Below are 22,674 nucleotides of genomic sequence, written 5' to 3'. Positions count from 1 at the left end.
AAAGCGGAAGCGCCCGTTTTGCTCCGGCAGTCAGATAAGAAATCACCCGAAAAGTCCGGGTTTGACTTTTTGGGGGATTTTGTTCTGACAGAGGAGTTGGGCGCTGCAGCTGGACAAGGAGTCAAGTGCCTTCCGCTGCAGTCCACTGGAATTTTATAGTGAACACGAAAATCCCAGCATATTTTCCCCATAAAAAAACCCCGAGATATTACCCGAGGTCCTGTTTTATAAGTGTAACCGGGGTTTCCTGCTCAGTAGGCGGGTTGACAAGCGCAAGGTCAAAGACTTCCTGCAAATGAGCGACCGGTATAATGCTGATGCCTTCAATGGTTTTTAAGATGGACTGCATGTTTTCAGCCGGAATAATCACGGTTTTTGCGCCTGCAAGCTTGGCTGCTTTAATCTTAGGCACCACTCCGCCTATCGGCTTTACGCTTCCGTGAATGCTGATTTCCCCTGTCATGGCTACTGTGTGATCGACCGGTATTTTATGAATGGCGGAGAAAATTCCAGTAGCCATTGCAATGCCGGCTGATGGTCCGTCAACAGGAATGCCGCCGGGGAAATTGACATGAATGTCATAGTCATTGGCGTTGATGCCCATTGAGCGAAGGACCGTTATGACATTTTCAATGGATCCCTTTGCCATACTTTTTCTTCTGACTGATTTTCCTCTGTCGCCGATGCTTTCTTCTTCAACAATGCCTGTTATGTTTATTGTGCCTTTATCTTTTGCATAAATAACGGTTACCTCGATCTCAAGCAGAGAGCCTGAATTTGGGCCGTGTACAGCAAGGCCGTTTACAAGACCGACCCTCGCGTCTTCATAGATTTTTTTATCATGACGCGGCGTCAGCTGGCTTGAACTGACAACCCATTCAATATCCTGCATGGTGATTTCGCTGCGGTCTTCCGTCATGGCCATCCCGGCTGCAATCTGCATCATATTGACAACTTCGCGCCCGTTCCGCACATAAGACGTCAACGTGGCAATGCTCTTGTCGCTTACGTTCATATTCACTTTTACTGCTGCTTTTTTGGCAACAACGGCCAGTTCCTCTGACTCCAAATCCCTGAAAAAGACTTCAAGGCAGCGTGAGCGGATGGCCGGCGGAATTTCGTTCGGTGTTCTTGTTGTCGCACCAATCAGCCGGAAATCAGCAGGCAGCCCATTTTGAAAAATGTCATGAATATGGTTTGGAATTTGTGTGTTTTCTTCACTGTAATAGGCACTCTCCAAAAAGACTTTCCTGTCTTCAAGCACCTTCAAAAGCTTGTTCATTTGAATAGGATGAAGCTCTCCAATTTCGTCAATGAACAGCACACCGCCATGTGCATTCGTGACGGCTCCCTGCTTCGGCTGGGGAATCCCTGCTTGTCCCATCGCTCCTGCTCCCTGATAAATAGGATCATGGACAGAACCGATTAAAGGATCTGCAATGCCCCTCTCATCAAATCTCGCCGTTGTGGCGTCCAGTTCAATAAATACGGCCGAAGGCTTAAACGGGGACTTGGCATTGCGTCTTGCCTCTTCTAGAACCAATCTCGCAGCCGCGGTTTTCCCCACTCCGGGCGGACCATATATAATCACATGCTGCGGGTTGGGTCCGCACAGGGCGGCTTTAAGGGCCTTAATGCCATCCTCCTGCCCCACGATATCTGTAAAGCTTTTAGGACGCACTCTCTCAGATAAAGGCTCTGATAACTTAATTGATCTCATTTTCTTCAGCTGTTCCATTTCTTTTCGTGATTCTCGGTCAATTGAAACTTTCTGCGTACGCTGATTTTTTAATAAGTTCCAAAAGTACAAGCCAATGATGACCCCGAAAAAAAGTTGTACAAACAAGGCAATGCCAGTCCAGCTCATAGTGGTCCCTCCTACTGCGATGTCATTTTATCCCGCATAAACGTGCAGTAATCACCCGCCGGCTTTCCTGTCCGCACATGCCCGGTCTGTTCCACTCGTCATCTATTGATGAAAGTTTCACTGTACAAGCTAGTATCTCCGAGGGGTAATTTTAATAAACGTAAATATGCCAACTATAATTGCGCCGTTTATGTATAAAACAAACGAAAACAAAAAAGGAAAAAACACCCAAAACCCCTGGAATCCAAATTCCAGGGGTGAAAAATAAAGGTTATGCAGATGTTTTCGTATCTTCTACGATCACTGTTCCATCTGTCAGCACAAGCTTCGGAGGAACTTTGTCTGTTACCGTTTCTGCCGTGATGACACACTTCGTAATATCGTCGCGGGACGGCAGCTCGAACATTACTTCAAGCATGATTCCCTCGATAATCGAACGGAGTCCGCGTGCGCCTGTTTTGCGTTCAATCGCCTTTTTGGATATTTCCATAAGGGCGTCGTCTTCAAATTCAAGCTCTACGCCGTCAAGATCCAGCATTTTTTGGTACTGCTTGACAAGCGCATTTTTAGGCTTCGTCAAAATTTCAACAAGGGCTTCTTCATCAAGCGGCTGAAGGCTTGCAATAACCGGCAGACGGCCAATGAACTCCGGAATAAGCCCGAAGCGGAGAAGATCCTCCGGAAGAACTTTAGAAAGCAGCATTTTTTGGTCCAGATCGTCATCCTTCTTATCGGAACCGAAGCCGATAACCTTTTGGCCAAGACGGCGTTTTACGATTTGCTCGATGCCGTCAAACGCTCCACCGCAGATAAAGAGAATGTTTGTTGTATCAATCTGAATGAATTCCTGATGAGGGTGCTTGCGTCCGCCCTGCGGCGGAACACTCGCAACGGTTCCTTCAAGAATTTTAAGAAGGGCCTGCTGTACACCTTCACCTGACACATCGCGTGTGATGGACGGGTTTTCGGATTTGCGGGCCACTTTATCGATTTCATCGATATAGATGATCCCTTTTTCAGCCTTTTCTACATCATAATCAGCAGCCTGGATCAGTTTTAGAAGAATGTTTTCAACATCTTCCCCTACATAACCGGCTTCTGTGAGCGATGTTGCATCGGCAATGGCAAACGGTACATTCAGAATGCGCGCCAGAGTCTGGGCAAGAAGGGTTTTACCGCTTCCTGTAGGCCCGATCATGGCGATGTTGCTTTTTGAAAGCTCAACTTCATCAATTTTACTGTTGGAGTTGATGCGTTTATAGTGGTTATAAACCGCAACTGCCAGGCTTTTCTTCGCCTGTTCCTGACCGATGACATATTCGTCAAGAATTTCACGAATCTCCTTCGGCTTTGGAACATCCTTAAATTCTACTTCTTCCTCTGTTCCAAGTTCCTCTTCAACGATCTCTGTGCACAGCTCTATGCACTCGTCACATATATAGACACCCGGTCCAGCAACTAATTTACGGACTTGGTCTTGTGTTTTACCGCAAAACGAACACTTAAGCTGACCTTTTTCGTCGTTAAATTTAAACATGTCTTCACCCCTTATTTCTTTGTATCATCAGCGGGCCACACCTTTATCGGCCGGGACTGGCAGCTTCATTCATGCTTATCCTCAGGCAGAAAGGAAATGGGGATGACGATTGCGCAACTGACTTGCCGCAAGAAGCGGAAAAAGTCTGAAAAAATTGGTATGTATTGCATTGTACCATAAGTATGTAGACTACTGGAAATAAAACAGCTTTACCTAAAAGAGGAGTATATTATAGTATTCGCTCTTCCCGGCCAAAATCCTTGCTGGGGTAAAAAATGAGTTCATTTCTTACCTCTATATGTATGTAGCATGCAGTAATTATATAGTACCCAAAGAGCGGAAAAATAAATCCGGCCGAGCACATCGATTTGCGCTGCAGGGCCTCATAGCTCTTTATTTTGCAAAACAAGGCACGAATGAACTCGCGCCTTGTTTCTTTTTTATCATTATTAAGCTGCTTCTTTGCTGTTTTCAACAAGGAAGTCGATTGCTTTGCGTACTTTAAGATCTTCTTTCAGTCCTTCAAGTGATCCAAGAGCCTGCTTGATGTTTTCAACCGGCATGTTGTACATTTCTGCCATCTTAGCAATTTCAGCTTCCACTTCTTCATCAGTAGCTTCGATGTTTTCAGCTTTTGCGATTGCTTCAAGAGTCAGATTGTACTTCACGCGTTTAGATGCATCTTCTTTCATTTGTTCTTTAAGTGCATCCTCATCCTGGCCTGAGAACTGGAAGTAAAGTTCAAGGTTCATGCCCTGAGCTTGAAGACGCTGTTCAAACTCCTGCATCATGCGGTTTACTTCATTGTCGATCAGCACTTGAGGAATGTCAACTTCTGCATTGTCAGAAGCTTTGTCAACAAGTGTGTCGCGAAGTGTATTTTCAGCTTCTGCTTTTTTAGCTTCTTCTAGGCGTGTTCTTGTTTTAGCTTTAAGAGCTTCAAGGCTTTCAACTTCTTCGTCCACATCTTTAGCGAACTCATCGTCAAGAGCAGGAAGTTCTTTCGCTTTGATTTCGTGAAGCTTCACTTTGAATGTTGCAGGCTTTCCTGCAAGGTTTTCAGCGTGATATTCTTCAGGGAATGTTACTTCAACATCCTTTTCGCCGCCAGCTTCCAAACCTACAAGCTGATCTTCAAAGCCAGGGATGAATGAACCTGAGCCGATTTCAAGCGTGTAGTTTTCAGCAGTGCCGCCTTCGAATGCTTCGCCGTCAGCGAATCCTTCGAAATCAATAACAACTGTGTCGCCGTTTTCAACAGTGCCTTCTTCTTTCACAACTAGCTCTGCGTGACGCTCTTGAAGTGTTTTAAGTTCTGCATCAACATCTTCATCAGATACAGATGCGTCCATTTTTTCAACTTCAAGGCCTTTGTATTCGCCAAGTTTTACTTCAGGCTTTACAACAACTTTAGCAGTGAAAATAAGGTTTTTGCCTTTTTCGATTTGCTCAACGTCGATTTCCGGACGGTCGATTGGGTCGATTCCAGCTTCTTCAACCGCTTGAGGATAAACCTCAGGAAGAAGGATGTCAAGCGCATCCTGGTAAAGTGATTCAATGCCAAAGCGCTGTTCAAACATTGCGCGAGGCACTTTTCCTTTACGGAATCCAGGTATATTTACTTGCTTTGATACTTTTTTGAATGCTTCGTCAAGGGCTTTGCCGAACTTTTCAGCTTCAACTTCTACTGTAAGAACGCCTTGGTTGCCCTCAAGCTTTTCCCATTTTGCAGACATTAGTTTCCCTCCAAAAAATCTATTTGAAATAGTGACATAATCTAGGTTAGGTTTTGACAGAGGATACCTGTCCATTGTTGACAAACAGATTCTCCGCTATACCCCTATGTAGATGACTTACTAAATCGTCCAGTGTATGGCTGATGTCTGCACGCACAGGGATCTGTTCCCTCATGTACGGCTGATCATCAATTTACAACCATTTCATTATAACATAGAAAAAATTCCTTTCAACATATACGTTAGATTTGCAAATAAGAAATTTCTTCTATCTCATAAATTTTTTTCACAGCCTGAACAAGCTCATCTTGCGCGATATCATATGAATCACATACCTCTTCTGCAGGTGCCGAGATCCCGTGCATCTCATAGCCTGTATAATGAAGGGCTGCGGCCCAGAGCCTTGCTTCTGACGGTTCGGGCAAAAATGGAAACAGCACATACAGGTGCCTGATCCAGATTTCTTTCACCGCTTCATACAGCGACGGGTTTTCCTGCCCGAGGATGTCATCGAGGGCATTCAGCACTTTTTTCGTAAAAGGCATCTCGGATAAGTCCTCGAGCTCTGACGGAACAACCGCCATCATGTGGCCGAATTTTGCAACTTTCACTTCTTTTGCTGTCTCATTTTCCATGAGGAGATGGAGGATCATGGACTGTACGACAGGATGGCTTTCAGGATTCTTCAGAATCGTCTGCAGCTTCTGCATATGTCTTGATACATTCCGGTCCTTCAGCGACTGCACATAAGCTACCTGCTGATTAATCGTATCAAGAAGCAGTTTAGGTTCACCGGGTTCGCCTTCATCATCATCCTCTTCAAAAATGGAGCCTTCGTCTTCATTCATTTTCCTGCTGAAATCAAGAAGCTTGTAAAAATGCTCCGCCTGATCATGGGGAAGATGATTCTCCTGAAGGACAGCCTCGATTGTCTGCTGCACTTCTTCGTACTGTCTCAGCTGAATTAAGATGGTCAAGTAGACCTGCAGGACCGTAAAATAGTCCCCGATATCTTCATGAAGCATTTTTTTGCAGACCGTCTTTGCTTCTTCCAAATCGCCAAGCTCCATCAGACAGAGCGCAATGCCAAGATGAATTTCCGCTCTGTCCTCGCCAAGCTCAAGCACTTCATAAAAGAGAGGCAGCGCCTCTTTGAACTGTTTATTTTTTAAAGCGTCCAGTCCTTTATCAACTAAGCGCTCACTTAAGTTAGGGAATGGAATGACTTTTCTCTGTTTCTTCTCGCTCATTCAATCATCTCCGCTGTGCATTTGCCTTCAAGTGTACCAATGGAGTTTGAAGAACACAAGAAAAGCCTGGATTATCTTAACCAGGCTTTTCTTGTGTTTTCGTAATTTGAAATCTGCTCTTCATACATAAAGGTGAGGGAAATTTCATCATGGCCGTTTAAAAGCATGTCTTTCCAGTATGGATCAATGTCAAAATGGCAAAGAACGTCTTCACCTTCGCGGATTTCCTGCTTTTCCAGATCGACCGTACACTCGAAGGCTCCCTTTTCAACCAGCTGCTGATGAATCTTTTCTTCTATTTTAATAGGAAGAAGACCGTTCTTCAGACAGTTCTGATGGAAAATATCGGCGAAAGAAGGCGCAATAATCACTCTGAAGCCGAAGTCTGAAAGCGCCCACGGAGCATGCTCTCTTGAAGATCCACATCCGAAGTTCTCCCCTGCAATCAGAACGCTTGCCCCCTTTGCCTCAGGCTTGTTCAGTTCAAATTGGGGATTTTCGGTTTGATCGCTTGTATAGCGCCAGTCAAAAAATGCGAAGCGTCCGTATCCAGTGCGTTCAATTCGTTTCAGAAACTGTTTGGGGATGATCTGATCGGTGTCCACATTTGATCTGTTCAGTACCGCCGTTTTACCCTTGTGCACTTGAAATGCTTCCACTTGCAGCCCCTCCTATCCATTCTCTTACATCAACAAATTTCCCGTTAAGCGCGGCTGCTGCAGCCATTGCAGGACTGACAAGGTGCGTTCTTGCCCCTTTTCCCTGACGGCCTTCAAAGTTCCGGTTGGAGGTAGAAGCACAGCGCTTTCCTTCCGGCACGACATCATCATTCATGCTCAGGCACATACTGCACCCTGATTCCCGCCACTCAAAGCCTGCTTCTTTAAAAGTATGGTGAAGCCCTTCCGCTTCCGCCTGGAGCTTTACATTTTGAGAACCGGGAACTACGATTGCCCTTACGGAAGGTTTCACTTTATGGCCTCTGATTACTTCTGCCGCCTGACGCAGGTCTGTGAGTCTTGAGTTTGTGCAGGAGCCAATAAAGACATAGTCTACTTCTATCTCTTTTATAGCTGTATCCGGCTCTAGGCCCATATAGAAATAGGCCCGCTCTGCCTCCTGTTTTTCCTCCTGTTTTGAGAACGTGCCTGTGTTCGGCACTCTCTCATCTATCGACACAGCCATTCCGGGATTTGTTCCCCATGTGACCATCGGGGCAATGTCAGATGCCAAAACGATAATCTGATCATCATATTCCGCACCCGGGTCACTGTGGAGTGTGCGCCAGTATGCAACAGCTTCTTCAAATTCCTCTCCCTTTGGAGCGTAAGTTCTTCCCTCAATATATTTGAACGTTGTTTCATCAGGTGCAATCAGTCCAGCTCTGGCGCCGGCTTCAATTGACATGTTGCAGACCGTCATTCTCTCATCCATCGACATATTTTCAATGGCTTCACCTGTAAATTCGATCACATACCCTGTGCCGAATCTCACTCCGAAGGAACCGATAATGGAGAGAATGACATCTTTAGCCGTCACGCCTTTTTTCAGGGATCCCTTTATGTGAACATTTAATGTTTTCGGCTTCTGCTGCCAAAGCGTTTGAGTGGCCAGGACATGTTCCACTTCACTCGTTCCAATGCCGAATGCAAGAGCTCCGAAAGCTCCGTGTGTTGATGTATGGCTGTCCCCGCATACGATGGTTTTGCCGGGCAGAGTCAGGCCAAGCTCTGGTCCGATGACGTGAACAATTCCCTGATCTGAGCTGTTAAGATCAGCAAGCCTGATGCCGAATTCTCTGCAGTTTGTTTCAAGGGCGCTCACCTGAAGCCGCGCTGTTTCGTCTTTTATTTCAAACCTGTTGACGGTTGGAATGTTATGATCCATTGTAGCAAAGGTGTTTTCAGGCTTTCTCACCTTTCTCCCGTTTTGTCTTAAGCCTTCAAACGCCTGGGGAGACGTTACTTCATGAATCAGGTGCAAATCAATATATAATAGATCAGGCTGATGATCTTTTCTGTATACTACGTGATCATCCCAAATTTTTTCGACGATTGTTCTTGCTTTCAAGACTGATACCTCCCTGCACGTATTTATATAGAAGGAAAAGAGGGGCGCTTTTCATCGAAATGAAAAGCGCCGTTTTTTTATGCGTAAGCTTCCATAATGTTAAAGATGGCGTGGTCGTCCGCCAAAGCAGCTTTCACTTCTTCAACCAGAGCCGTTGTAGTCAGAGGAGCTTCTCCTTTTTTCGCAAGGTCTGCTGTGCGCTTGCCTGAATCAAGCACGTGTTTTACGGCATTTTCAACGGCTTCTGCCTCTTCATTCATGCCAAAGGAGTGTCTGAGCATCATCGCGGCTGATAAAATCATGGCCACCGGATTTGCTTTATCTTCTCCTGCAATGTCAGGTGCAGAACCATGGACCGGTTCATACAGATGAAGGCCTGATGAGCTTAAGCTCGCGGATGGCAGCATGCCGAGCGAGCCCGTCAGCATCGAAGCTTCGTCACTTAAAATGTCGCCGAACATGTTCTCTGTTACGATGACATCAAACTGTTTAGGATTATGAATGAGGGCCATGGCTGCATGATCGACAAGCATGTGCTGCAGTTCAACATCAGGATACCTTGCAGCTACCTCTTCAGCGACTTCCCTCCACATTCGGCTCGATTCTAAAACATTGGCCTTATCAACTGACGTCACCTTTTTCTGCCTGCCCCGGGCAAGCTCAAATGCCTGTTCAATGATCCGCACCATCTCATCACGTTTATAAAAAAGGGTATCAACAACCGTCTCTTCACCGCCATCAACCTTGCGCTCGCTCGGTTTTCCAAAGTAAAGACCGCCCGTAAGCTCCCTTACAATCATGAAGTCGACGCCTTCCACAAACTCCCGCTTCAAAGGGGAAGAATCAAGGAGGCTTTCTACTGTCTCCACAGGACGGAGATTCGCATACAGATCAAGCTCCTTCCTGAGAGCCAGAAGCCCCCTTTCAGGCCTTAAATGCGAAGGATTCTGATCCCATTTCGGACCTCCTACAGATCCAAGCAGAACTGCGTCCGCCTCTTTGCACATGTTGAGCGTTTGTTCAGGAAGCGGAGAATTGGTTTCATCAATTGCCGCCCCGCCGATCAGTCCATACTGAAAGTGAAAACGATGGTAGTAATGCTCTTCAATGGCCTTCAGAATCTCTACAGCACCGTTCATCACTTCTAATCCGATGCCGTCTCCCGGCAATAATGCAATTTTCTTCTCCATTTTTTCTGCCTCCTTCATGATTTTTAATCTGGTTTTTCTTCTATTAGACAGTCGCTTTTAATTGTTCTTGAGCCTGTGCATTCAGAATGAGAATCCGGTTTACAGCGTTCAAGTAGGCTTTTGCTGATGCCTCAAGAACATCCTGCGCCATTCCCCTTCCGCTTGATTCCACTCCGCCAACGGTAACTCTGACAAAAACCTGGGCAAGAGCATCCCGGCCGCTCGAATTTGATTGGATCCGGTAGTCTAGAAGCTTGATCGTAAAGCCGGTGCAGCGCTCAAGCGTATTGTAAATCGCCTCTACGCTTCCTCCTCCGGTAGCAGCCTCCTGTACAAGGACCTGCTCCTGGTTTTTGAGAGTCACAGTGGCAGTCGGCACTTGTGAGGTTCCGTACTGAACCTGAAGGGATACAAGTTCAAACATATCCTCGCTCTTTTCCACTTTTTCCTCGATGACAAGTGCTGCAATATCCTCATCCGTGAATTCTTTCTTTCTCTCAGAAAGGGTTTTGAATGTTTTAAAGATTTTATGTGTCTCTTCTTCTGTTACATTGAAGCCAAGCTCAGCCACTTTGCTCTTGAAGGCGTGGCGGCCTGAATGTTTGCCGAGTACCATCGCATTTGATCCGACCCCTACGAGTTCAGGAGAAATAATTTCATAGGTTGTTTTTTCTTTCAGGACCCCGTCCTGGTGAATACCGGATTCGTGCGCGAATGCATTTTTCCCGACAACCGCTTTGTTTGGAGGGATCATCATGCCGGTCAATTTGCTGACCAGGTCACTCGTTTTTTTGATTTCATCAAGCTTCATGTTTGTTTTGGCGCCAAAATAATCTGAACGGATGTGAAGAGCAACGCCGATTTCTTCAAGTGAAGCATTTCCTGCCCGCTCTCCGATTCCGTTGATCGTTCCTTCGATCTGTCCCGCCCCGTTTTCGATGGCGGCAAGCGAGTTGGCTGTTGCCATTCCAAGGTCATCGTGGCAATGAGCGGAAAGAATAACATTTTCTATGCCATTTACATTAGATTTTAAGTACTGAAAGATTTCCCCGTATTCTTTCGGGTTAATATAGCCTACCGTGTCTGGAATGTTAATGACATTTGCGCCCGCTGCGATGACCCGCTCTACAATTTTGGCCAGAAACGGCAATTCGCTTCTGCAGGCATCCTCTGCAGACCACTGAATAAGCGGAAAGAATTTAGATGCGTATTTAACTGATTCAACTGCTGTCTCAATGACCTGGTCGGGAGTCTGTTTCAATTTGTATTGCATGTGAATCGGCGATGTTGCCAAAAACACATGCAGCCTTGGATGCGCCCCGTCCTTCAAAGCTTCCCACGCAGCATCAATATCTGTTTTGACCGAACGCGCAAGACCTGTAACGGAGCAGTTTTTAATCGTTCTTGCAATCTCCTGCACTGCTGAAAAATCACCCTTTGAGGAAGCCGGGAAACCGGCCTCCATAATATCAACGCCAAGACGTTCAAGCTGAAGGGCAATCTGCAGTTTTTCCTTTGCGTTCAAGTTCACTCCGGCTGATTGTTCCCCGTCTCTCAGTGTTGTATCAAAAAGGTTAATTTTTCGCACTGGCGACCACTTCTTTCCGTTTAGGTTTTACAAACGGCATCATTTCGCGCAGCTTTCTGCCGACTGTTTCAATCTGATGCTCGCTTTCTCTGTTGTTGATCGCATTGAACTGCGGGCGGTTGACCTGATTTTCTATGATCCAGTCTTTAGCAAATTTTCCTGATTGAATATCATTAAGCACTTCTTTCATGGATTCTTTTACTCTTGCATCTACTACTCTAGGTCCTGACACAAAGTCTCCCCACTGGGCTGTATCAGAGATGGAGTATCTCATGCCCGCCATTCCGTCTTCATACATAAGGTCTACGATGAGCTTCAGTTCGTGCAGACATTCGAAGTAGGCAAGCTCCGGCTGATATCCCGCTTCCACCAGTGTTTCAAAACCTGCTTTCACAAGGGATGTGAGTCCCCCGCACAGAACAGCCTGTTCTCCAAATAGATCTGTTTCGGTTTCTTCTTTAAATGTTGTTTCAAGAACTCCCGCACGCGCTCCTCCGATTGCTTTTGCGTATGCAAGAGCAAGATCTTTCGCCTGGCCAGTTACATCCTGATAGACCGCAAACAATGCTGGAACACCGGCACCGTCTTCAAAGGTTCTTCTTACAAGGTGACCCGGACCCTTAGGAGCTACAAGGAATACGTCAACAAATTCCGGAGGAACGATCTGATTAAAGTGAACATTAAATCCGTGTGCAAAAACTAACGCATTTCCCGGCTGAAGCTGATCTTTGATTTCTTCTTCGTATACTTTCTGCTGCTGCTCATCCGGCAGAAGCACCATCACGACATCAGCCTGTGCTGCAGCTTCTTTAACGGTTGTTACCTCTACTCCGTCTGATGCTGCTTTATTAAAGGAATTTCCTTTGCGGACGCCTACTACAACATCTGCTCCGCTGTCCTTTAAGTTCAGTGCATGCGCATGGCCCTGTGAGCCGTAGCCGATTACTGCGATCTTTTTGCCTGATAGTACTTCCTCATTTACATCACCGTTATAATAAACTTTTACCATGTTCATTCTCTCCTTTTAATTTCCATTTTTTATTTGATTTGTAATTGTATACGTTCCATCCGTTCCCTTTCGCTCCAGGAACTTGCTTTCCGCGGGGAGCCCCGGGAGCCTCCTCGCTGCGCTTGCGGGGTCTCCCGTGTTCTCTTCATCCCGCAGGAGTCAAGTTCCTTCCGCTGCAGTCCACTCAAATCTGTTACCGTTCATTGCCATCTTCTCTTTATACAATTGAATATGTTTTCGAACTAGACGGCCGCTGTGTTCCTCTTGGGAACGCTGTTGTGCCGGTTCTGGCTATTTCTTTGATTCCATAGGGTCTGAGGAGATCGATGATGGCTTCTATTTTGTCTGATTCTCCGGTTACTTGAACGACCAGGCTGTCCCGGCTGACATCTATGATGGATGCCCGGAATGGTTCAATGACTCCCTGCACTTCCATTCTCACTGCCGGTGCAGCGATCACTTTGATCAGCGCGAGTTCTCTTGCAACGATTGATTGATTGGTAATGTCCTGAACCTTGAGCACATCGATTTGCTTGTTGAGCTGTTTTGTAATTTGTTCTACTTCTTTTTCGTCTTCCACATGGATGACAAATGTCATGCGGGATATGCCTTCAATCTCTGCGTGCCCCACTGTGATGCTTTCAATGTTATAGTGTCTTTTCGTAAACAGCCCGGTAATTCTGTTGAGTACGCCCGACCGGTTGTTTACGGTTAATGTTAATATTCGCTTCATGCCTTAACACCCACCATTTCATGCAGTCCTTTTCCTGGTGCAATCATTGGATACACATTTTCCATCTGGCTTACATTAACGGAAATCAGGACAGGTTCTCTGGAACTAAGCGCTTCTTTAAAGGCCGGGAAATCACTCTCAGTCTGAATATTCAGTCCTTTCATGCCGTACGCTTCCGCAAGTTTCACGAAATCAGGCTGTGATTGAAAGACAGACTGGGAATATCTTTCTTCATAGAAGATTTCCTGCCACTGTCTTACCATTCCAAGCACGCCGTTGTTTAAAATAATGACCTTAACAGGAAGGTTCAGTTCGTGAATAACAGAAAGTTCCTGTAGGGTCATTTGGAATCCCCCGTCACCCAGTACAGCAACTACTGTCGAATCCTTTTCAGCAAGCTGCGCTCCAATCGCCGCCGGAAGTCCAAATCCCATTGTTCCAAGCCCTCCGGATGTGACCCACCTGTTTGGCTGCTGCATCCGGTAATACTGCGCTGCCCACATTTGATGCTGTCCGACATCAGTGGTTACGATTGCTTCTCCATCTGTCCACTCATGGATCAGTTCAATCATGTGCTGCGGCTTCAGCTCTTCATCTGAAGGCTTATACCAGAGAGGAAGCGTCTTTTTGTTTGTTTGAAGAGCTGTATACCACTCATCATGCTCGCTTCTTTTCCCGTTTTGATGAATGAGCTGTTCAAGAACCAGCTTCGCATCCCCGACAACCGGAATCTGCGTTTCGACCACCTTGCCGATTTCGGCTGGATCTATATCGATATGGGCAATAACAGCCTTCTTTGCAAAGTGGTTTAAGTTCCCTGTCACCCTGTCGTCAAAGCGCGCTCCCACGCTGATCAGCAAATCGCAGTCATACAGCGCCATATTGGCGGTATATGTACCATGCATCCCTGCCATTCCGAGGAACAGCGGATGGTCTGCCGGGAAACTGCCAAGCCCGAGAAGGGTGCTTGCAACCGGTATTTGCTGCTGTTCTGCATATTCTTTTAGCTTGTCGCTTCCTTTAGCGTGAATAATACCTGCACCTGCGAGAATGACTGGTTTTTTAGCACGGCTTACAGCTTCTACAAGCTTTCTGATCTGGAGGTAATTCGGCTCTGTCTTTGGCTGATATCCAGGCAGGTGTACAGGTTCGTCATAGTTGAAAATGCCTTCGGCTACTGCGATATCTTTCGGCACATCGATCAGTACTGGTCCCGGTCTGCCGGTTGTAGCAATATGAAATGCTTCTTTGATGATACGGGGAAAGTCGTTGACATCCCGTACTTGAAAGTTGTGCTTTGTAATCGGCATTGTAATTCCGAGTATATCCGCTTCCTGAAAAGCATCGGTTCCAATCACAGAAGTCGCAACCTGTCCGGTAAAGACAACGAGCGGAAGGGAATCAATCATCGCGTCTGTGAGTCCGGTAATTAAGTTTGTAGCTCCCGGTCCAGAGGTGGCGATTACGACTCCGGGTTTGCCTGAGACCCTTGCATAGCCTTCTGCTGCATGAATGCCTCCCTGTTCATGTCTCGTCAAAACGTGAAACATGCCTGAGCTGTACAGTTTGTCGTAAATCGGAAGGACAGCTCCTCCGGGATAGCCGAAAATCACCTCTGTCTTTTCCCGTTTAAGAGCTTCAATCATCATCATGGCACCGGACATCGTTTTCGTACACTTGGCAGATTCAGCGTCCAATTGTACCTTCATATTCATCGATTTTTGCCTCCTTTTTTCCCGCTATCATCTAAAAAGCCCTGCTCGATCGAAAAGAACTGATCGAGCTTTATCCAGCGAAATACTGGTCTTTTTGCCTTTAAAATCCACATAAAAAACCTTCCCGCCCCAATATTGCCCACTAGTTGTGAGTCAAAGGGGCGAAAAGGTTTGAAAACACTTTTCGCGGTACCACCCTTGTTCATGACCTAAAATCAGGCCACCTTATGAAAGCTTAAAGCTTTCTTTTGGTAACGGGTGGTGTGAAAAATAGCACCCGGCTGATCCTACTCCATTTCAAATCAGCACTCAGAGGCGAGTTCACGCTGGAAGGGAACACCGGCTTTCAGCAGCCGCCGGCTCTCTGTGGATCCTTGTTTCCATAGCTACTTATCCTCTTCAAAGTTTTCACTTATTAACTTACACTTAAGCTTGAATTGCCTGTTTCAACTTTCACGCCGTCTTCAATGACTTTTTTCCTGAATTGCTCAAGCAGGCGGTTTGTGTGCTCGCCCGGCTTGCCTTCACCAATCTCCCTGCCGTCTACCTTTACAACAGCAATGACTTCTGCTGCTGTTCCTGTCAGGAAGACCTCATCAGCTGTATACACGTCGTGGCGGGTAAATGGTTCTTCCCGCACATCATAGCCAAGTTCTGCCGCGATTTCGATGATGACGTTTCGCGTAACTCCTTCAAGGGCGCCAAGGTACCCCGGCGGAGTCAGAAGTTTGTTGTTTTTATAGATAAAGACATTGTCTGCAGATCCTTCTGCGACATAGCCCTGATCATTCAGCATGAGCGCTTCGCTTACATTCGCCAGATGAGCTTCAATTTTTACAAGAACGTTATTTAAATAATTGAGTGATTTTACTTTCGGACTGAGAACGTCCGGACGGTTCCTTCTTGTAGGGACTGTCACAATATCAATTCCTGTTTCATAAAGATGCTTAGGAAAGATTGAGAGCGGCTCTACTATAATGACGACGTTTGCCTCTTTGCATTTATATGGATCAAGCCCAAGATCTCCGACTCCTCTTGAGACTACCAGTCTGATATAAGCATCATCCAGTCCGTTTTTCTCGACCGTTTTTACCGTCAGGTCTGTCAGTTCTTCCTGGGTGTACGGCATAGTGAGCAAAATGGATCTCGCTGATTCATACAGTCTTTTCATGTGCTCTTTTAAACGGAAGATGTTGCCGCTGTAGACTCTGATTCCTTCGAAAATCCCGTCTCCATACAAGAATCCGTGATCATACACCGAAATCTTCGCATCTTCTTTTCTTACAAATTCCTTGTTCAAAAAAATCCATTGGTCACCCATAAAGAGCACACCTTTCTTTTAAAGTCTAAACGCGTTAATCAGCTGAATTCCAGTGTGTAAAAAAAATCCTTATAACGTTAGTTATGGACTCTTTTAAAAGATATAAAGTGATCTTGCTGCCGCAGCTAAACGGCCTGTTATGTTTTTCTTTTAATGAACCTCACATGTTCATGTAACTTATATTTGAGCCTATCTTACGCCCATTAAAAAGCGGTGTCAACCGTCTTTTTTCGAATTGTTAGATAATTTAGATTTGTTTGTTAATTTGTATACGCTTACATGCCTGTCACTATGGGAATTGTGTTTTTGAAAAATTTTTTTTGAAGTTTTTTTCTGTGAGATTGTCTGACAGGGTTTTGGGTGATTTCAGCTGGGGAAAAGGAACTTTTTGAGGGTGGATCCGGAATCGGATTCTTGATTAAAATGGATAAGATCCAGAGGAAAAATTATGAACATTTTTCGAACAAATGAGAGATGGCATGTTTGCAACTGTACCCGTTCCCTTTCGCTCCAGTCACTTGCTTTCCGCGGGGAGGACCGGGAGCTTCCTCAGCTGCGCTTGCGGGATCTCCCTCGTCCTCTTCATCCCGTAGAAAAGCGGAAGCGCCCGTTTTGCTCCGGCAGTCAGATAAAAAATCACCCGAAAAGTCCGCTTTTGACTTTTTGGGTGATTTTGTTCTGACAGAGGAGTTGGGCGCTGCAACTCGACAAGGAGTCAAGTGCCTTCCGCTGCAGTCCACTGGTGTTTTACGGATAAATCAGCGAAATGCAGTGACGAAAAAAAACAAAAAAACTTCTTTCATTTTCAGAAAGAAGTTTGTATGTATATAGTATGGCGTCCCAGGAGAGATTCGAACTCCCGACCAACGGCTTAGAAGGCCGTTGCTCTATCCACTGAGCTACTGGGACATGTTTTTTTGTGACAATCGCGATTATGTATCAGCGACATTTTTTATTATATGTGCGATCAGCTATAAAGTCAATAACTTTTTCTAAAAAGTTTTGAAAGAGGGAAAAAATTCCCCCTTTCCTTTTTAAGACAGCTTAAACCTCTGCGCCATGCCTTTTACAGGCGTTCCGTCCTGCTGATAAAATGTTACAGTTGCCGACCCGTTTTGTATTTCTAATATAACATATGTTTTTTCGGTGCGCATCCTCGGCAGCCTGATGCTGCCCGGATTAATGAAGAGGACTCCGTCTGCAAATTCTGCTCCTGCTATATGAGAATGCCCGAAACAGACAATCTTCGCAGCGTGATCTTCAGCAGCATATTTCAAGTTCATCAGAGTGGACTTCACGTTATGCATGTGGCCATGCGCAATGAAAAAACGGAACCCGCCTGCTTCTTCAATCAGTTCCTCCGCATATTTCTGTTCATAATCGCAGTTTCCCCGCACTGATACAAAGCCCTGCATAGAAGGGTGATCGGCAGGCAGTTCTGAATCGCCGCAGTGAAACATCGCTTCTGTTTCGGATTCATGCCTGTTTCTGATCTCCTGAAGCTCGTCTGTCAGCCCGTGACTGTCGCTGATAATAAGAACCTTCATGACTCAAAACTCCCTGTAATCAGGCTTCAAGCAGCTCTGACAGCTTCTTTAGAGCCGCTGCCCTGTGACTGATTTTGTTTTTTTCTTCTTTCGACAGCTCGGCCATTGTTTTTGCTTTATCCTTGACGAGAAAAATCGGGTCATATCCGAACCCATTTTCTCCAGCCGGCTCTTCTGTTATATACCCTTCGACAGATCCTTCAACCGTTACCGTTTTGCGGCCGGGCTCAGCAAGGGCAAGTGCGCAGCGGAATCTCGCGGTGCGCTCTTCCTTTTCTGCGCTCTTCAGCTCAGCCAGCACCTTTTGGATATTGGCTGCGTCATCTTTTTCCGGGCCTGCATATCTTGCGGAAAAAATACCCGGCTCTCCGTTAAGGTAGTCAATCGACAATCCTGAGTCGTCAGCGATCGCCATTTTTCCGTAAAGCCTGGATATTGCCTCCGCTTTTAAAATGGCATTCTCTTCAAAAGTCGAACCCGTTTCCTCCACATCAGGTGCATCGTCAAAATCAAGCAGCGAGATGCAGGTCAAATCGTATGCAGAAAGAATCGTCTGAAATTCAAGAAGCTTTCCTGCATTTTTTGTGGCAATAATGACTTCCTTCATCAGGTTCATCCCTTTCCGTTTTTCTGGTCCATAATTTTAAGCGCTAAATCACCCAGCGCTTCCATTTGGATTGTAACCAAAGACTGAATCCCTTTTTCTGCAAGGTTTAAAAGTTCATTCAGCTCTTCGCGAGAGAATGTTGCCTCTTCGCCTGTTCCCTGCAGCTCTACAAATCGTCCTGAGCCTGTCATGATGACATTCATGTCCACTTCAGCCGATGAATCTTCAATATAGTTTAAATCGAGAATCTCGCCTAGCTTTGAATCCATGCCGACAGAAGTTGCAGCAAGGAAATCTGTAATCGGAAGCGAACTGATTTTCTTTTCAGATACAAGCTTTCCAAGAGCAATCGTCATGGCCACAAATGCACCTGTAATGGATGCTGTTCTTGTACCGCCGTCCGCCTGAATAACATCACAGTCGATCCAGATTGTACGCTCGCCAAGCTTGTCCAGGTCTACCACTGCACGGAGAGCCCGTCCAATCAGGCGCTGAATTTCCATCGTTCTTCCGGTAATTTTCCCTTTTGAAGATTCTCTGATGGTTCTCTGTTCCGTTGCGCGCGGCAGCATGGAGTATTCTGCTGTAATCCAGCCCTTTCCTTCTCCGCGCATAAACGGCGGCACACGGTCTTCAATGCTCGCATTGCAGATGACCTTTGTATCTCCCACACAGATCAGAACCGATCCTTCCGGGTGCTTCACATAATCTGTCACTATTTCTACTCGTCTAATTTCATCTTGCTTTCGTCCGTCATGTCTCATTATGATTCCTCCGATCATTCCTGATCCTGATTGATTTGCGTTTTCGTTATATGTATAAGGCTTGTCCCGGCTTCCTTTCAAAGACATAAGGTCCGGAGGCAATAAAGAAGAGGCAGTGCCAATGACTACCTCTTCGTTTCACTTTATAGTATATCAAAAATCACCGATTAAAAACTACCTGTGTTGACATTCACTGGACGCGCAACAGGTTCTGTCATCTTTTTGCCGTCCTCGTTTACAAGGTCTGCCTTGCCGTCCACTGTCAGCACAACGTTTTCAATTCCCGGCTGCTCTGTCAGAGACAGGACAAGTGAATTAACGATATGAGATGAAACCATCTTCTTCTCTTCATCCGCACTTCCGTAAATCGATTCGTTAAAATTAAGCGTGACCGTTCCGTCTTCAAGCTTAGGCTCTTCAAGCAGCTTCACATCTTGTGAAAAATCACTGAGGAGCGCTGTATCAGCAGACGGCCCTTCTGTCAGCTTTTTAACAACAGCGGCAATCGGATCTTCCTCATCATTGCTCACGCGTGTTGTGACAGGCACATAATACGTCTTGTCATCGTGCTGCGCTGTATAATAAACCGTAAGCGGTTTTGTATCTGTGATATCCATGACACCTGCTGTATCCAGGTTGATGCCGTCAGCCCTGCTCAGCTCGCTGCTGATCGGAGTGCCCCCGACAGGCATTTCATTTTGCTCATGGCCGTTAATCATAATCTTGACCGTTTTGACTGAATCAAACTGAGTAAGCGTCCATGTGATTGACTGAAGAATCTTCAGCTCATCTTCTTTTTGATAGTTTTTAAATTCTTTGGAAAAATCGACTAAAGCAACGCCGTCTTTCACATTGACGCTGACCTGTGTATCCTGCGGAATAACCGCTCTGAATCCATCAGGCAGCATATTTGTTACAGGCCCGCCTTCAACAAGGTAGTCAAGCACCTGCTTTGCTACGCCTTCCTGCTTTGGCAGATCAAATGTCTGGGCTACGACAAGTCCATTGCTGTCAATTAAATACAACTGCCTTGAGTACGTTTGCCCCGACTCTTCCCCTTTTTCCTCTTCTGCTGTTGTTTTTTCCTCATTTACTGTTTCTTCAGCAGCTTTATCTCCTTCATCCACATACGATACGTCTTGTGGAGGATCGATTTCCTTGGCCTTCTCCCCGCCGAACAATCCGCAGCCGGACAATAACAGCGCTGAAGTCATTACAGTAGCAGCAATCTTCACGTTTCTCTTTTGAGACATACATTTCCCTCCTAAGGCAGTTTGTACTACTATGTATACGAGCTATAGATTGAATTAGACCGAAATCAGGAAGAAATTTTTAATAGAGGGTGAGAGGGAAGAAGTTGACTGCTTACAAAAGAAAAAACCGCCAGCATCATGCTGACGGTTACCTTGTTTAAAGCGCAATGGACTGAACATTTTTCACCGGCTCTTCAAACAGCTGCGAAGCGATGCGCTGGAAGAGATCCTTCGATCCGGTTGTCAGGAAGAGGTGATGGTTTTCTTCCTGCGATTCATTCAATGCTTTCTTATAAGACAGGATCGTACTTACCTCACGGGCTGTTTCGTCTCCTGAACTGATAATTTTCACTCTTGGTCCCATATAGTTCTCGATCAGGTCTTTCAGAACCGGATAATGCGTGCAGCCGAGAATCAGTGTATCGATCGGATGGTCCTTCAGCGGAAAAAGGGAATCCTCTACAATTGAGACCGCATAGTCATTATCAAAGTCCCCGCTTTCAACAAGCGGAACAAACGCAGGACAGGCAAGGCTTTCAACCGTCACTGACTTCTTAATGGTCTTCAGTGCCTTTTCGTACGCGCCGCTTGCGACCGTATTGACCGTTCCAATGACGCCGATGCGGTTGTTCCTAGTCACTTTAATGGCTGTGCGGGCACCCGGGAACACAACGCCGACAACAGGGATATCAAGCTCATCCTGAATTTCCTGAAGGGCAATGGCCGTTGCCGTATTGCACGCAATCACAAGCATTTTAATATGATGGTTAGAGACGAGGTAATTCGTCATTTGCCATGTAAAAGCCCGAACCTCTTCAATCGGTCTTGGACCATAGGGACATCTTGCTGTATCACCTAAATAGATGATGTCTTCATTTGGTAGCTGCCTCATAATTTCCCGCGCAACGGTCAGGCCGCCGACACCGGAATCAATGACGCCGATTGCTCTGTTCAAAAAATCGCCTCATTCTTCTCTCATTTCTAGGTGCAGTTTCGTCAATGAGCTTTCAAGCTGAATTATTTCCTGCATATCATAATTTCTGATTACGTTTTTTAAGTATTGTTGCCGCTTATGAATAACTTCTTCGATAATGCGCTGTCCTTCTGCAAGAAGGTGCACTCTTACCACTCTGCGGTCATTTGGATCTTTCACGCGCACGACAAGTTTGTTTTTCTCCATCCGGTCAACCAGATCAGTCGTAGTGCTGCATGCTAGGTACAATTTGTTGGATAATTCACCGACTGTCATGTCGCCGTGTTCTGAAAGCCATTGCAGCGCCACAAACTGAGGCGGTGTAATTGGGAATTGACTCAGGATCTCCCGGCCTCTCTGCTTCACCATCACAGAAATATGCCTTAAGGATTTTTCCAGGTCAGCCACCATTTTATCACTTAATACATCATTATGAACTGTCATCAGCAACCCTCACTCATTCAATCTGACCGCACGGAGCAGAATATACACTAGTAGTGTGCGTATCATATCCATTTTCTATGTTTTCACACAAAAATGCAAGTTTGATATTTTAGCTGACAGTCATTACAAGAAAAAATCCCGGCAGAAATAATAACCGGCCAGCCTAAAATAAGGTCAGCCGGTACGTATTAGAGCTCAAGTTCACCCATACGAAGAAGCTCAACAACTGCCTGTGATCTTCCTTTTACTCCAAGCTTTTGCATCGCATTGGAAATATGGTTCCGAACTGTTTTTTCACTAATGAAGAGCTCGCCCGCTATTTCTTTCGTCGTTTTATCCTGTACTAATAATTCGAAAACTTCTCTCTCTCTTTTCGTGAGTAGTGGCTTTGATTGAAACTCTTTCTCTTTCAAGAATGGTAACCCTCCTTGCTAGGTGCGAGCCGGTCTAACGAATGGGTATAAGATTAGTCAACATATAGTATGTGCACTCTGTATTGGCGGTGACTGTTACTTTAGCTGATTCGTGAAATTCGGTGTCTATTTTTTTATGTGGCAAAGACCTCAGAACCTATGAGCATTTTCTTTTCCGCATTCAGAAATGGTACACTTTTTCCATTGTATTTCGATATCTGCACAACGGTTCCTCGTCCTGTAAAGCAGACTTCCCTTTTTTTATTTACGGCGCAGTAATGGAGCTCGGCAGACGAATTTCCAACAGATGCAGCTTTGACATACAGCAAGAGCTCCTCATCGAAAAACACCTGTCTGATGTAATCGCACTGGATGTCGGCCACAACAGGAATCAGCTCCCCGTCCTTTTTCAGCCAGTTCTCCATCAGGCCTGCATGTTTAAAAAACTCGATCCGCGCTTCTTCAAAGTATGCAATTGGTGCCGTGTTGTTCATATGACCGAACATATCTGTTTCGGAAAAGCGAACCTTTAGCGGGTGATGAAAGGCAAATGTATCCTTCCACTCCTGCAGCGGCATTGTGATATAGGGAATTTTGTTCATGGCTGTTCCTCTTTTCTTTGATGATATGTAAAAAACACCTCTTATTTAAAGAGGT

General features: G+C 45.7%; 20 protein-coding genes, 1 tRNA gene and 1 other annotated feature. All 21 genes read right to left on the bottom strand.

Going from position 1 to position 22,674, the window contains the following annotated elements:
- Nucleotides 1-208: 208 nt before the first annotated feature.
- A complete protein-coding gene (gene lonB, locus RKD52_RS06265) occupies nucleotides 209-1,867 on the bottom strand; it encodes an ATP-dependent protease LonB (RefSeq protein WP_369734699.1) in 1,659 nt (552 codons plus the stop codon).
- A gap of 271 nt (nucleotides 1,868-2,138) precedes the next feature.
- Nucleotides 2,139-3,404, bottom strand: coding sequence for an ATP-dependent protease ATP-binding subunit ClpX (gene clpX, locus RKD52_RS06260; RefSeq protein WP_454099071.1), 1,266 nt, complete (start codon nucleotides 3,402-3,404; stop codon nucleotides 2,139-2,141).
- Nucleotides 3,405-3,853: 449 nt separating this feature from the next.
- Nucleotides 3,854-5,140 (bottom strand): trigger factor, encoded by a 1,287-nt coding sequence (tig, locus tag RKD52_RS06255; RefSeq protein WP_369734698.1) that lies wholly within the window; start codon nucleotides 5,138-5,140, stop codon nucleotides 3,854-3,856.
- Nucleotides 5,141-5,382: 242 nt separating this feature from the next.
- The gene (locus RKD52_RS06250) at nucleotides 5,383-6,390 is read right to left on the bottom strand and encodes a tetratricopeptide repeat protein (RefSeq protein WP_454099070.1); all 1,008 of its coding nucleotides are present in this window, start codon (nucleotides 6,388-6,390) and stop codon (nucleotides 5,383-5,385) included.
- 71 nt (nucleotides 6,391-6,461) lie between these two features.
- The gene (leuD, locus tag RKD52_RS06245) at nucleotides 6,462-7,049 is read right to left on the bottom strand and encodes a 3-isopropylmalate dehydratase small subunit (RefSeq protein WP_454099069.1); all 588 of its coding nucleotides are present in this window, start codon (nucleotides 7,047-7,049) and stop codon (nucleotides 6,462-6,464) included.
- On the bottom strand, nucleotides 7,021-8,460 hold the full coding sequence (gene leuC, locus RKD52_RS06240; protein WP_454099068.1) for a 3-isopropylmalate dehydratase large subunit: 1,440 nt from the start codon (nucleotides 8,458-8,460) through the stop codon (nucleotides 7,021-7,023). The genes leuD and leuC overlap by 29 nt, the downstream gene beginning before the upstream one ends.
- A gap of 77 nt (nucleotides 8,461-8,537) precedes the next feature.
- Complete coding sequence (gene leuB, locus RKD52_RS06235) at nucleotides 8,538-9,650, bottom strand: 3-isopropylmalate dehydrogenase (RefSeq protein ID WP_454099067.1); 1,113 nt, start codon at nucleotides 9,648-9,650, stop codon at nucleotides 8,538-8,540.
- 43 nt (nucleotides 9,651-9,693) lie between these two features.
- A complete protein-coding gene (locus tag RKD52_RS06230; protein WP_454099066.1) occupies nucleotides 9,694-11,238 on the bottom strand; it encodes a 2-isopropylmalate synthase in 1,545 nt (514 codons plus the stop codon).
- A complete protein-coding gene (gene ilvC, locus RKD52_RS06225) occupies nucleotides 11,225-12,247 on the bottom strand; it encodes a ketol-acid reductoisomerase (RefSeq protein WP_454099065.1) in 1,023 nt (340 codons plus the stop codon). Before ilvC ends, RKD52_RS06230 begins: the two co-directional genes overlap by 14 nt.
- A 217-nt stretch (nucleotides 12,248-12,464) precedes the next feature.
- On the bottom strand, nucleotides 12,465-12,980 hold the full coding sequence (ilvN, locus tag RKD52_RS06220) for an acetolactate synthase small subunit (RefSeq protein WP_369734691.1): 516 nt from the start codon (nucleotides 12,978-12,980) through the stop codon (nucleotides 12,465-12,467).
- Complete coding sequence (ilvB, locus tag RKD52_RS06215; protein WP_454099064.1) at nucleotides 12,977-14,695, bottom strand: acetolactate synthase large subunit; 1,719 nt, start codon at nucleotides 14,693-14,695, stop codon at nucleotides 12,977-12,979. The genes ilvN and ilvB overlap by 4 nt, the downstream gene beginning before the upstream one ends.
- A gap of 154 nt (nucleotides 14,696-14,849) precedes the next feature.
- Nucleotides 14,850-15,107: a binding site (T-box leader), on the bottom strand.
- A 3-nt stretch (nucleotides 15,108-15,110) separates the two neighbouring features.
- A complete protein-coding gene (gene ilvE, locus RKD52_RS06210) occupies nucleotides 15,111-16,016 on the bottom strand; it encodes a branched-chain-amino-acid transaminase (protein ID WP_369734689.1) in 906 nt (301 codons plus the stop codon).
- 833 nt (nucleotides 16,017-16,849) lie between these two features.
- A tRNA-Arg gene (locus RKD52_RS06205) sits at nucleotides 16,850-16,925 on the bottom strand.
- A gap of 125 nt (nucleotides 16,926-17,050) precedes the next feature.
- Nucleotides 17,051-17,563: a metallophosphoesterase family protein gene (locus RKD52_RS06200; RefSeq protein ID WP_454099063.1), complete on the bottom strand. Its 513-nt coding sequence runs from the start codon at nucleotides 17,561-17,563 to the stop codon at nucleotides 17,051-17,053.
- 19 nt (nucleotides 17,564-17,582) lie between these two features.
- Complete coding sequence (locus tag RKD52_RS06195) at nucleotides 17,583-18,170, bottom strand: XTP/dITP diphosphatase (protein WP_454099062.1); 588 nt, start codon at nucleotides 18,168-18,170, stop codon at nucleotides 17,583-17,585.
- Nucleotides 18,171-18,175: 5 nt separating this feature from the next.
- A complete protein-coding gene (rph, locus tag RKD52_RS06190; protein ID WP_369734686.1) occupies nucleotides 18,176-18,934 on the bottom strand; it encodes a ribonuclease PH in 759 nt (252 codons plus the stop codon).
- A 167-nt stretch (nucleotides 18,935-19,101) separates the two neighbouring features.
- On the bottom strand, nucleotides 19,102-20,187 hold the full coding sequence (locus RKD52_RS06185; protein WP_454099061.1) for a GerMN domain-containing protein: 1,086 nt from the start codon (nucleotides 20,185-20,187) through the stop codon (nucleotides 19,102-19,104).
- A 157-nt stretch (nucleotides 20,188-20,344) separates the two neighbouring features.
- Entirely contained in the window at nucleotides 20,345-21,142 is a 798-nt protein-coding gene (racE, locus tag RKD52_RS06180; protein ID WP_369734684.1) for a glutamate racemase, read from the bottom strand.
- Nucleotides 21,143-21,151: 9 nt separating this feature from the next.
- Nucleotides 21,152-21,604, bottom strand: a complete 453-nt coding sequence (locus RKD52_RS06175) for a MarR family winged helix-turn-helix transcriptional regulator (RefSeq protein WP_454099060.1) — start codon at nucleotides 21,602-21,604, stop codon at nucleotides 21,152-21,154.
- 188 nt (nucleotides 21,605-21,792) lie between these two features.
- Nucleotides 21,793-22,017 carry a spore germination transcription factor GerE gene (gerE, locus tag RKD52_RS06170; protein WP_029279253.1) on the bottom strand — a complete coding sequence of 75 codons (225 nt, stop codon included), beginning with the start codon at nucleotides 22,015-22,017 and terminating at the stop codon, nucleotides 21,793-21,795.
- A 134-nt stretch (nucleotides 22,018-22,151) separates the two neighbouring features.
- Nucleotides 22,152-22,619 (bottom strand): acyl-CoA thioesterase, encoded by a 468-nt coding sequence (locus tag RKD52_RS06165; protein WP_369734682.1) that lies wholly within the window; start codon nucleotides 22,617-22,619, stop codon nucleotides 22,152-22,154.
- Between the last annotated feature and the right edge of the window lie 55 nt (nucleotides 22,620-22,674).

Source organism: Metabacillus sp. SLBN-84 (assembly GCF_053629595.1).
The sequence above is the reverse complement of the archived record's forward strand: the minus strand, read 5'-3'. Positions and strand labels throughout refer to the sequence as shown.

What these genes read in the sequence shown, in the direction of transcription:
- lonB (WP_369734699.1), bottom strand. Translation starts at nt 1,867, where the DNA reads ATGAGCTGGACTGGCATTGCCTTGTTTGTACAACTTTTTTTCGGGGTC.
- clpX (WP_454099071.1), bottom strand. Translation starts at nt 3,404, where the DNA reads ATGTTTAAATTTAACGACGAAAAAGGTCAGCTTAAGTGTTCGTTTTGC.
- tig (WP_369734698.1), bottom strand. Translation starts at nt 5,140, where the DNA reads ATGTCTGCAAAATGGGAAAAGCTTGAGGGCAACCAAGGCGTTCTTACA.
- RKD52_RS06250 (WP_454099070.1), bottom strand. Translation starts at nt 6,390, where the DNA reads ATGAGCGAGAAGAAACAGAGAAAAGTCATTCCATTCCCTAACTTAAGT.
- leuB (WP_454099067.1), bottom strand. Translation starts at nt 9,650, where the DNA reads ATGGAGAAGAAAATTGCATTATTGCCGGGAGACGGCATCGGATTAGAA.
- ilvC (WP_454099065.1), bottom strand. Translation starts at nt 12,247, where the DNA reads ATGGTAAAAGTTTATTATAACGGTGATGTAAATGAGGAAGTACTATCA.
- ilvN (WP_369734691.1), bottom strand. Translation starts at nt 12,980, where the DNA reads ATGAAGCGAATATTAACATTAACCGTAAACAACCGGTCGGGCGTACTC.
- ilvB (WP_454099064.1), bottom strand. Translation starts at nt 14,695, where the DNA reads ATGAATATGAAGGTACAATTGGACGCTGAATCTGCCAAGTGTACGAAA.
- ilvE (WP_369734689.1), bottom strand. Translation starts at nt 16,016, where the DNA reads ATGGGTGACCAATGGATTTTTTTGAACAAGGAATTTGTAAGAAAAGAA.
- RKD52_RS06200 (WP_454099063.1), bottom strand. Translation starts at nt 17,563, where the DNA reads ATGAAGGTTCTTATTATCAGCGACAGTCACGGGCTGACAGACGAGCTT.
- RKD52_RS06195 (WP_454099062.1), bottom strand. Translation starts at nt 18,170, where the DNA reads ATGAAGGAAGTCATTATTGCCACAAAAAATGCAGGAAAGCTTCTTGAA.
- rph (WP_369734686.1), bottom strand. Translation starts at nt 18,934, where the DNA reads ATGAGACATGACGGACGAAAGCAAGATGAAATTAGACGAGTAGAAATA.
- RKD52_RS06185 (WP_454099061.1), bottom strand. Translation starts at nt 20,187, where the DNA reads ATGTCTCAAAAGAGAAACGTGAAGATTGCTGCTACTGTAATGACTTCA.
- RKD52_RS06175 (WP_454099060.1), bottom strand. Translation starts at nt 21,604, where the DNA reads ATGACAGTTCATAATGATGTATTAAGTGATAAAATGGTGGCTGACCTG.
- RKD52_RS06165 (WP_369734682.1), bottom strand. Translation starts at nt 22,619, where the DNA reads ATGAACAAAATTCCCTATATCACAATGCCGCTGCAGGAGTGGAAGGAT.